Source organism: Okeania sp. SIO2B9 (assembly GCF_010672505.1).
Taxonomy (GTDB): Bacteria; Cyanobacteriota; Cyanobacteriia; order Cyanobacteriales; family Microcoleaceae; genus Okeania; species Okeania hirsuta.
Genome location: NZ_JAAHGK010000109.1, coordinates 1 through 9,827 on the forward strand (window position 1 = coordinate 1; position 9,827 = coordinate 9,827).

Here is a 9,827-nt window from a genome sequence, read left to right on the forward strand (position 1 = left end):
GAGTTTATTTCTTTGATGAGGGAAATAGGAATTATTGAATTTTGGGAAAAAGAAAAACGCTATAAATTTGCAGATATATATGTTTATGGCTTTGAAATAATTCGCCAAGGTACAGTATAGAAATTTCTATCTGCCAAATTTGCCTAAGTCTTATTAGTGAATTATCTCAATTTGTGCTGAGAAAATGAAAAAATAAAATCTCTATAATCTGGATTCAGAAAAGCATCAGAAAAGTGATGTGAAAAAATTCTAGAGGAATATCCCTATCTAATTAATTTTTTTGATTCCCTTCAGGGAAAACCAGCTTTTTTAATCAAAGAAGAATTACAAGAAATATGGCAGAATTTGCCAGAGAAAGTTCGAGAAAATTCTAGAAAATTTTGAAGAGTTTGTTTCTTTGATGAGGGAAATAGGAATTATTGAATTTCGGAAAAAAGAAGAACGCTTATTAGCACTCAGCTTTTAGCTGTTTCATAAATAATGAATATACACTCTCCCTTGTCAAGGTCAGTTTTTTCCAATACTTTGAATTCTCCTTAAATCTATTAATACTAATTCCTCCTCAAAAAGCAATAAATTAATAACTGATAGCTGAGTGCTGAATACTTACGGATTATCTCAATTTTTGCTGAAAAAAGGAAACTCATTACAAATATCCCACCGCTTACCATTATGAATTAATAAAGTTAACTGAGAAGCTGTAAATTCAAAGTCAAGCGATCGCTCCCGAAATTCTAACCAAGCTGCTCTAAAATTCTGTTTAGTTAAGTCTCGAAAAGCTACAGTAACATGAGGAGAAAAAGGTCGAGTTTTAGAAGCGGGATGCACAATTCCTAAAGTAGTTTCTGTAAATCCAATTAAGTCTTTTTGTATTTTTAAAAGTTCTGGAGTTTTGACAACATTAATATAGATAACACGAGGTGGAAAAGCAGCAAATCCAGATAAAGTAATGGGAAAAGCAGAGCAATTTTGAACAAAAGTCTCTAAAGACTCCTGCAAAAGAGCTAAATTTTCAGTCGGCCATTTAAAAGGAGGCTGTAAAGTAATATGAGGCACAGACTTTAAAGCATGACTGCTATTATATTCTCTAGCAAAATATTCCTTAATTTCAGTTACTTGGTTTTGAATATTTTCCGGTGGCACAAGAGCCACAAATAATAAACGTTTTGATAGGCCCATAAAATTCAAAATTTAAAAAATAAAATGCCTTGGTTTGCCAAAATAGAAAAAGGTATAGTCGAAAAAACCATATTTGACCAGTATGTACCAGCTCATAAAGCTTATGTCCAAGAATTAATTGCTAAAGGACATAAAGCTAAGACTGGTTACTGGAAAAACCATCAAGGAGGAATGTTACTATTCGAGGCTTCATCTATGTCAGAAGCCAAAAAAAAAGTGGCCCAAGACCCTCTCATCAAAAATAATTGTGTCAGTTATGAAATTTATCAGTGGTGCATAGTTGCAGAATGAAAATTTGTGTTATAGTAATAAGTGATCCGGACCAGCGCGACTATAACGCCTAAACCTTGTCAGGACCGGAAGGTAGCAGCAACACGGGATGCTTGTGGTAGGCGTTGACTCCGGGTCACCCAACTAAATGTCACGAGGGGTCTCCCGTTATACCTGTTAATCCTAACGAGAGGGTTAAACTTGGTGGTGAAGTTCTGGTAATTCCTTATTTGAGGTAAAATTCCCTGAAGGTTGATTAACTATTGTTGATTTGCTAATATTTATTCACATAAATTCATATACGTTGATATAGTTATACCGATATAGTTGCATAGATTGTGCTATAATCATGTGCAGACAGAGTAGTTTATGGTGCACGCACCAGGCCACTATGTAACCGCTATCCTGATAAGTTACCCCTAGCATGGTCAAGTAATTAAAACTTCTGCGAACGTCGATAACCAAGACGATGTAAGTGTTTAAAAAGCGTCTACAGGTTTTCTTGTAGACTTTGGGAGATACCCCCTCAGCAGGCTATCTTGCTGTGCATTGTTAACATTTGTTAGCAAAATCGTATCGGAAACCAGGTGAGTACAGAACTTTTAGTACAAGACAGCGGTGGGTCTCATCGTTGCTGCCTGTGGAGGCTTAGACATTAGTCAGCCAGGGAAGCAGGAATATCCATCCGTGAGGAGGAGAAACTTCCGCTATAATAGCGAGATTTAGCGGGAGATAACGTCACTTAACAGGAGCCAGGATATATTATGGATAATTTCGGAGGAATTATTCAAAGGGCGGTTTATCTAGGAGTGGGATTAGCCTCTTATGCAGGAGAGAAAGCTAACCAGAAATTGAATGAATTAAGAACAGAGACCCAAAAACTGGCAGATGAGATGGTTAAGCGTGGTGAAATGACTACGGAAGAGGGTCGTAAATTTGTCGAAGATATGATGAATAAAGCTATGCAAAAGCCAACGGTAGAATCATCTCCAGAAACAGGACCAAGGGAACCACGTCGTATAGAAATTCTTTCTGAGGATGACAGTTCATCAGAGTCAAACCAAGAAGTAGATAAAATGCGCCAAGAAGTGCATAAGCTACAGGATGAATTGCGTCGGCTACAAAAAGATTAAATCTTAGGCCAAAATTAAGCTCTGCTCCAAGAGTTTAGACACCCTAGGTTTAAAGAGAAAAGCTCAAACAGATAATCATGGAAGACTGGTCAAAAAACTTGTTTGAAGTAATTGAAACTGCTGCATTAGAGGTAGAAAATTTCTTCAATGAAATGTCAGAAGAAATTTCTGAAGTATTTGATGAGTGGGGAAAGTTCTCGGAAGAGATTACTGAAGAAATACGTACTAACTTTATTGTAGAGATAGATGAGTATCTAAATGATTTAATAGATCCTATTATCGAAGTATACCTGGACTTAGATTTTGATGTGGGAGGGGAAGATATAGACTATTTTGTTGATCGTGTAGAACCAACAGTAGAAGAACATCCAGCTTGTAGGGGATGTAATAATTATCATGGTCAAGTTTATGGCGGAAATTTATTAGTTTGTGGAATGCACCCTTATGGTGTAGAGGGAGAAACTTGTCCAGACTGGGAATCAGATAATAGTAATTTGAACTAAACCGAAGTAATAAATTTGTTAGAATCAAAATTTTACGATTAATTTAGTTGTAAATTGGAACTATTTAGAAATCAGATTATTTTGACCATTCAGAGTTACTTTCTAAGCATTGAAAAACTAAAGAGACTTTACTCCTAAATGAAAGATCGAGGAAGTAGGATAGTCAAGTTATGAGTGAAGTAAATTCAGGGACTCTTTACATTGTTGGCACACCAATAGGCAATCTAGAAGATATAACATTTCGAGCAATTAAAACCCTACAAACAGTAGACTTAATAGCAGCAGAAGACACTCGCCACACCAACAAATTATTACAACATTTTGATATCCAAACTCCACAATTAAGTTACCATCAACATAACCAACAAAGTCGTATACCTGAATTAATCGAAAAATTACATCAAGGAAAAACAATTGCTCTAGTAACTGATGCAGGAATGCCAGGAATATCTGACCCTGGATATGAAATAGTAAAAGCTTGTGTTGGAGCAAATATATCCGTAGTACCAATACCAGGAGTAAGTGCAAGTATTACAGCATTAAGTGCTTCTGGACTACCTAGCAATAAATTTATATTTATCGGTTTTTTACCAAGCAAAAGTAAACAACGTCAACAAGACTTAGAAATTTTACCCAACTTACAAGAAACCATAATTTTATATGAATCTCCCCATAAGCTCAAACAAACCTTGGAAGATTTAGCTAAAGTATTAGGTAAACAGAGAAAAATAGTCTTAGCTAGAGAATTAACAAAACTCTATGAAGAATTTTGGCGTGGTACAATTGGACAAGCAATTATTCATTATCAAACTAATCAACCAAGGGGAGAATTTACCCTGATTATTGCAGGAGCTGAACCAGATACACCAGTAATATCAGAAGATACTATTAAAGTAGAATTACAAAAACTTTTAGAACAAGGAATTTCGCGGTCGCAAGCTAGTCGCCAACTGGCCTATCAAACAAACCTGTCCCGTCGCCAAATTTATCAAATAGCTCTAAAAATATAGTTAGGGTTTGGGGTAGGAGGCAGGAGGCAGGAGGCAGGAGGCAGGAGGCAGGAGGCAGGAGGCAGGAGGCAGGAGACAGGAGTTAGGGGAATTTAGAGTAGGCAGAAGTAAGAATTGTAAGAATTATTTTTCTGCCTAACTTTGCCTAAAATACTAACTTTTTGAGCGTTTTAGACGTGATACCTGGCACTTTTTTTGACCCCAAAAAGGCACTTGTCTTTATCTGTCAATGCTTTTAGATTTAATCAGCAAGCCCTAGTTATAAGCATTAAATATTAAGAATATCAAAAAAAAATAGAAAGTCATTATCGACACTAAGGTAAAATTGTATGACTTGAGTTAAACCTCAAATTTACCTTAAAAAATATACACTCGAACATGAAAGTTTTCAAGGTACTGCAGGTTTCTGTAATTAAAATTACCGAGTCTCCGCTGAAGCTCAGTATTCAAGCAGAGGGACTGACGGCAACTTCCGGATGGACAAATCCTCGTTTAGATAACTCAGCCGATCCTAATCCAGATGATTCTGTCCTAGAATTTAGTTTTGACGCTGATAAACCATCAGATGTTAGTCTTCCACGCTTAACGCCAATTATGGCTACAGTGGACTTTACACCGACCAATGGTGCAGATGCGGTAATTGTTTCAGCCCGCATTAATTCCATTACTGTTCATGCTGGTGAGTTTATCACACCTGGCCAGATAAGCTCTCAACCTACAACATTGGCAGTAGGAGAAGAAGAGCCTCAATTTACGACATTGGCACTAGGAGAGGAAGAACCAAGTACGCGAGCAGTAGGGGAGGAAGGTCCTCAACCAACTACATTGGCATACGGAGAGGAAGGTCCTCAACTCATTTCACAAGCTCAACCGACAACATTGGCATACGGAGAGGAACAACCTCCTCAACCAACGACACAAGCAGTAGGAGAGGAAAGTCCTCCACCAACGACACAAGCAGTAGGAGAAGAAAGTCCTCCACCGACAACACAAGCAGTAGGAGAAGAAAGTCAACCAACGACATATGCAGTAGGAGAGGAAGGTCAGCCGACGACATATGCAGTAGGAGAGGAAAGTCCTCAACCAACGACATATGCAGTAGGAGAAGAAGGTCAACCAACGACACAAGCAGTAGGAGAGGAAGATCCTCAAGCGACAACACAAGCAGTAGGAGAGGAAAGTCCACCAACAACACTGGCAGTCGGTGAAGAGGGTGGTCCATTTGGTTGGTACTAATGATTAAATCAGCAGATGGTAAATGTTTGCTAATTGCAGGTGGGCAGTTAGACCCGAATCTTACTCGACTGATTGAAATTGCTCAAAGTCAACAGGTTCCTATTTGCGAGGTACTTCATGGGCAAGAAGAAAGTCCAGAGTTTTCATGGCATCTTACTCAGGGACAACCTACAATAAAAGACCGAGTTGTATCGGCAACTGGAGCGTTTATTCGGTATGACGTTTTTGGTAATTTGAGCGCTCCCAAATCTGGAGCATCACAACGGGCGTCGGGTTGGTATCAAACCCTCTATGGTTGGTTACTCTCACAACCCCAAATCCGGTTGTTCAATCGTAACCATTTACCTGCAGTTGGCAATAAACCAGCAATGCTGATTTTAGCCCAAAAGTTAGGGTTGCTCATTCCTGATACTTTGATTACAAACGAAGCTGAGGAGTTGGGCAAATATTCTGCTGGGAGTGCAATTGCCAAGCCAGTTGCAGGGGGTGATTTTTGTTATTCCCTAGAACAATTGCATTCCTCTATCCAGTTTCGGAATGGTTGTGCAGCTATGCCAGCTATTGTCCAAAATCGATTAGTTGCGCCAGAAATTCGGATATATATAGTAGGAAATTTTGCCTTTGCTTTTGAAATTCGTAGTCAGCATCTAGATTATCGAGTTCAGCCAGATGCGGAAATCATTCCTCTTGCAACACTGCCAGATGAAGTGGAGTTATTACGAAAGTTCATGGCAAATTTAAGGATGGATTTTGGAGCCGCTGACTTCAAAACAGATCCAAAAACGAAGAAACTTGTATTTTTAGAACTGAATAGTTCACCTATGTTTGTTAGGTTCGATCAAGTGGTCAAGGGGTCTCTATGTGAGGCGATGATTGAGACCTTGATAGGATAGGGGCAAACTACAGAAGAAAAAAATGGACATAGTTAGAAATTTACTGTAATATTATCAGATTACATCTACATTATATGAGGAACGCGATCGCTTTTTGGTATAAAAAACTGTGAACTCAATAGACTCTTTCCTGAAACGCTTTGAACACTTTGGCGTTGAGCTTGGTCTGGAACGCATCTACCAACTCTTAGATAACCTAGGAAACCCTCATCAACAAGTACCCATTATTCACGTTGCGGGGACAAATGGTAAAGGTTCTGTCTGTGCTTACTTATCTTCGATCCTCACAGCAGCGGGATATAAAGTTGGACGTTACACTTCACCCCATTTAGTAGACTGGACAGAACGTATTTGCCTTAACGAACAACAAATTTCTCCGACTAAACTAGAAGAGTTATTGGAAGAAGTAGAAGCAGCTATTAATCCAGAACAAGCTTCACCCACTCTGTTTGAAGTTATTACTGCAGCAGCTTGGTTATATTTTGCTCAACAAGAAGTAGATGTAGCAGTTGTAGAAGTAGGTTTGGGAGGAAGACTAGATGCCACAAATGTTTGTCAGCAACCAATGGTAACTGTGATTACTTCAATTAGTTGGGAACATTGGCAAAGGTTGGGTCCAACTTTAGCTGATATTGCTGGTGAAAAAGCGGGTATTCTGAAACCAGGATGTCCTGCAGTAATTGGGCAACTACCACCAGAAGCGGAAAAAGTAGTACAAAAACGGGTTAATGATTTGGAGTGTCCCGTAGTTTGGGTGAAACCTGCTGAATTATTAGAGGGGAGTAGAGAAAATGATTCTCTGCCAATGGCTAATTATCAAGGTATTGAATACCCACTCCCATTACTTGGAGATGTACAGTTAATAAATTCAGCGATCGCTATTGCGACAATTCATATCCTGGAAAAACAGGGTTGGCAGATTTTTCCAGCAGCAATTAAAGAAGGAATAGCTAATACTAAATGGCCTGGGCGTTTGCAATGGACAAAATGGCAAGACCGTAAATTATTGATTGATGGTGCTCATAATACTGCTGCTGCCCAAGTATTGGGGAGATATGTCAGGACACTTAATTACCAATCTATCAGTTGGGTTATGGGTATGCTCTCAACTAAAGAACATTCAGAAATTTTTCGCGCTTTGATTAGACCGGGCGATCGTTTATACCTAGTTCCTGTTCCAGACCATAGTTCGGCTGATACGGGTCAGCTTACTACTATAGCTAAGAATATTTGCACAGAATTAGCATTCTGTCAAGCTTACCCCAATTTAAGAACCGCGATGGAAGAGGCTGTGGTTGACAGTGAAAATCTGATTGTTTTATGTGGTTCTCTGTATTTATTAGGATATTTTCTAGCAACTAGCGGGAACTAAAGACCCTACTATTGAAATTTCTGTTTTTGTGTTTGCTAAATACAGGTATTTATGAAAAATTGCCTCAATTTTTTCTGGGTTTATATCGTGTTCGGATAATTAGTGATAAAAAACTTTCTTCTTCTCTTCCTTCTTTTTTCCTCCTGACTCCTGACTCCTGACTCCTGACTCCTCCGTCGTTTATTTATAACTGTTCAACCGAACATTATATTATTGGTTTATTTATAAATTCAGAACATCCTACAAACTGAGCGCGAACTCGATCAATTATACTGTCTCTCCCAGTTAGAATTACTACCGGAGTATTTTTTAAATGAGGTACTCTACGAAGTTGGCGACAAATTTCATAGCCATTAGCAATAGGCATTTCTAGGTCTAAAAATACTAAATCTGGTTGTATTTCTATGAGACTAGACACAGCTAATGTAGACTTTTGAATTCCTATAAATTTATAGCCTCTTTTTGTAATAATTTTCCCCATAATTTGACTAATTATGGGGCAATCATCAATACAAACTACTAATTTTTTCTGGCTCTTTATAATAGTTTCTGGTAATAATGAATTTTGTGTTTGAATCTCTTTTGCTTGACTCTTTACTACATCAATTTTCACTACAGATAATGCAGGTATATCAGGCACATCAGTCAATTGAATTATTTCTTGACTCACATAATTCATCAAGATTTTAGTCAGACTTAATAAATCCTGCTTTAAGTAAAAAGCCAAATCTCGCAATGTCAGTTGTTTACTAATTAATGCCTGAAATTTTTGGTAAATTAGAGTAGATGTGTGTTGTTTTAGAGTTTCAGGTTTGTTCAATAGAGGTGCTAAATTGGGAGAGTAGTTGTGTAAATTTGCCTCACACCAACCTTGCCATATTGGTTTAACTTTTTCAAAAGCTTCATAGATACTCAAACGAAAAATTGGTTGTTTAATTTCCGCTTGTAGATGACAAGTTAGAGAAGTAATTTGTAAATTATCTAAATTATCTTGCTGAATTAAATCAAACAATACTTCTATCAGAGTGTTGTTAATTATATTTATAGCTTGTGAAAGTGATATTTTTTCTTGTTTAAGTAGATTATTAACTATGTAATATTGCCTGCTTTCACAAACATCATGGGTATAGAAACTTAGAGTTTCCAGAGAAATAGAAGGGCAAAATTGAGTTAAATTTCTACGCCATCTTCGCCAAGCGCTATTACGACCTGTTGCCCAAGTTAGACATCCTCGATGAAAATATAATTGTCACTGTTGTTCTTCTGTATTCTGAAGTTCTAACTTACCACTAAATTGTTTAGGTATCAGACGGATTAAATGTTTAAAAAATATCGCTGTAGTTGGTTTTGTTTTAGTAATCATTTTTAATGCTCCATCAATGCAGTCCTGATTGGCGATATGCTTAAAATAATACTTCTAAAAACATTAACATCCGTCATTTCACTGAATCTTAATTAAAATTTTATTCAGATTATCGCTATGGTACTAAGGAAATTTAGGAAAAAATTAATTGTTGACCAGAAGATAATCGTTTTTGATGATGGTTTTCTTCAGAAGAGAAACTTGAGCCGTTGCTAATCTTTTCCCCTGTGCAGAACCAGGGTAAGCTCATCTAAAAGAGGGTTGACATAAAGTATTGATAATAGTCATCATGTAATTGTTGTTTATAGCAGCTTGCTTCATTTTTTGACGAAGACTGCGTTTAAATATAGCAATGTGCGCTGGCATATTTACACATTATTTTTGTAGACCTGTTCTAGACTGCACTTTGAGCTGGACATTGTAAATACCTGAGCGCACATTGCTATATTTTCTCTTGATGGAGAACATCAAGTACCAATCGTCTCAGAAGAGTGAAGTTGTGTAGACTATGCTTCGATTTAATACGACATTAATATTCAGAAAAAGTGACATCAACTGTTCAATTAAGATTGTTTTAATTGACAATTTCTTATGAATTTTAAGATTTATTTGACCTTTAAGTTTTTTTTTCATTTTTGCTTTAGTCTTAGCTTAGTAGGACTTATTGCTTGCCAAACATTATCAGATCCCAAAGAAGGAATTACTCACCAAATAATTAGACTAGGTTCTGTCCTTGCTTTAGAAGGACAAGAAGAGATTTTAGGGAATAGGATGAAATCTGGTTTAAAAGCTGCACTTGATAACCAATTAGTACAGGCAAAAAAAATTAAGTTAATCTTTGAAAATGATTATTATGAGCCTTCAGTTG

General features: G+C 37.2%; 9 protein-coding genes, 1 other RNA gene and 2 pseudogenes. 9 read left to right on the forward strand and 3 right to left on the reverse strand.

From position 1 onward, the window contains the following. Positions 1–618: 618 nt before the first annotated feature. Positions 619–1,179 (reverse strand): 2'-5' RNA ligase family protein, encoded by a 561-nt coding sequence (locus tag F6K13_RS06330; RefSeq protein ID WP_124143011.1) that lies wholly within the window; start codon positions 1,177–1,179, stop codon positions 619–621. A gap of 24 nt (positions 1,180–1,203) precedes the next feature. On the opposite strand from F6K13_RS06330, the gene F6K13_RS06335 reads away from it, so the two are divergent. From F6K13_RS06335 to F6K13_RS06370, 8 genes are all read left to right on the forward strand, one after another. After that, positions 1,204–1,470, forward strand: coding sequence for a YciI family protein (locus F6K13_RS06335; RefSeq protein ID WP_124143010.1), 267 nt, complete (start codon positions 1,204–1,206; stop codon positions 1,468–1,470). A gap of 23 nt (positions 1,471–1,493) precedes the next feature. Further along, positions 1,494–1,590: signal recognition particle sRNA small type (gene ffs / locus F6K13_RS06340), an RNA gene on the forward strand. 623 nt (positions 1,591–2,213) lie between these two features. Continuing rightward, positions 2,214–2,582, forward strand: coding sequence for a phasin family protein (locus tag F6K13_RS06345; protein WP_124143009.1), 369 nt, complete (start codon positions 2,214–2,216; stop codon positions 2,580–2,582). Positions 2,583–2,659: 77 nt separating this feature from the next. Next, positions 2,660–3,085: a hypothetical protein gene (locus tag F6K13_RS06350; protein ID WP_124143008.1), complete on the forward strand. Its 426-nt coding sequence runs from the start codon at positions 2,660–2,662 to the stop codon at positions 3,083–3,085. 170 nt (positions 3,086–3,255) lie between these two features. After that, entirely contained in the window at positions 3,256–4,095 is an 840-nt protein-coding gene (gene rsmI, locus F6K13_RS06355) for a 16S rRNA (cytidine(1402)-2'-O)-methyltransferase (protein WP_124143007.1), read from the forward strand. Between the two features lie 378 nt (positions 4,096–4,473). Beyond that, positions 4,474–5,331, forward strand: coding sequence for a hypothetical protein (locus tag F6K13_RS06360; protein ID WP_287287037.1), 858 nt, complete (start codon positions 4,474–4,476; stop codon positions 5,329–5,331). Next, positions 5,331–6,224 (forward strand): RimK family alpha-L-glutamate ligase, encoded by an 894-nt coding sequence (locus tag F6K13_RS06365; RefSeq protein ID WP_124143006.1) that lies wholly within the window; start codon positions 5,331–5,333, stop codon positions 6,222–6,224. Before F6K13_RS06360 ends, F6K13_RS06365 begins: the two co-directional genes overlap by 1 nt. Before the next feature lie 109 nt (positions 6,225–6,333). Beyond that, complete coding sequence (locus F6K13_RS06370) at positions 6,334–7,596, forward strand: folylpolyglutamate synthase/dihydrofolate synthase family protein (RefSeq protein ID WP_124143005.1); 1,263 nt, start codon at positions 6,334–6,336, stop codon at positions 7,594–7,596. 205 nt (positions 7,597–7,801) lie between these two features. Here F6K13_RS06370 and F6K13_RS06375 read toward each other — a convergent pair whose 3' ends face one another. Then, a complete protein-coding gene (locus tag F6K13_RS06375) occupies positions 7,802–8,608 on the reverse strand; it encodes a response regulator (RefSeq protein WP_124143004.1) in 807 nt (268 codons plus the stop codon). A gap of 597 nt (positions 8,609–9,205) precedes the next feature. Beyond that, a pseudogene (locus F6K13_RS35765) lies at positions 9,206–9,518 on the reverse strand (hypothetical protein); the annotation flags it as partial. Between the two features lie 32 nt (positions 9,519–9,550). Here F6K13_RS35765 and F6K13_RS06385 point away from each other — a divergent pair. After that, positions 9,551–9,827: pseudogene (locus tag F6K13_RS06385) on the forward strand (hypothetical protein); the annotation flags it as partial.

Bases quoted from the DNA above. Each gene is read 5' to 3' on its own strand.
- F6K13_RS06330 (WP_124143011.1), bottom strand. From the start codon at position 1,179: ATGGGCCTATCAAAACGTTTATTATTTGTGGCTCTTGTGCCACCGGAA.
- F6K13_RS06335 (WP_124143010.1), top strand. From the start codon at position 1,204: ATGCCTTGGTTTGCCAAAATAGAAAAAGGTATAGTCGAAAAAACCATA.
- F6K13_RS06345 (WP_124143009.1), top strand. From the start codon at position 2,214: ATGGATAATTTCGGAGGAATTATTCAAAGGGCGGTTTATCTAGGAGTG.
- F6K13_RS06350 (WP_124143008.1), top strand. From the start codon at position 2,660: ATGGAAGACTGGTCAAAAAACTTGTTTGAAGTAATTGAAACTGCTGCA.
- rsmI (WP_124143007.1), top strand. From the start codon at position 3,256: ATGAGTGAAGTAAATTCAGGGACTCTTTACATTGTTGGCACACCAATA.
- F6K13_RS06360 (WP_287287037.1), top strand. From the start codon at position 4,474: ATGAAAGTTTTCAAGGTACTGCAGGTTTCTGTAATTAAAATTACCGAG.
- F6K13_RS06365 (WP_124143006.1), top strand. From the start codon at position 5,331: ATGATTAAATCAGCAGATGGTAAATGTTTGCTAATTGCAGGTGGGCAG.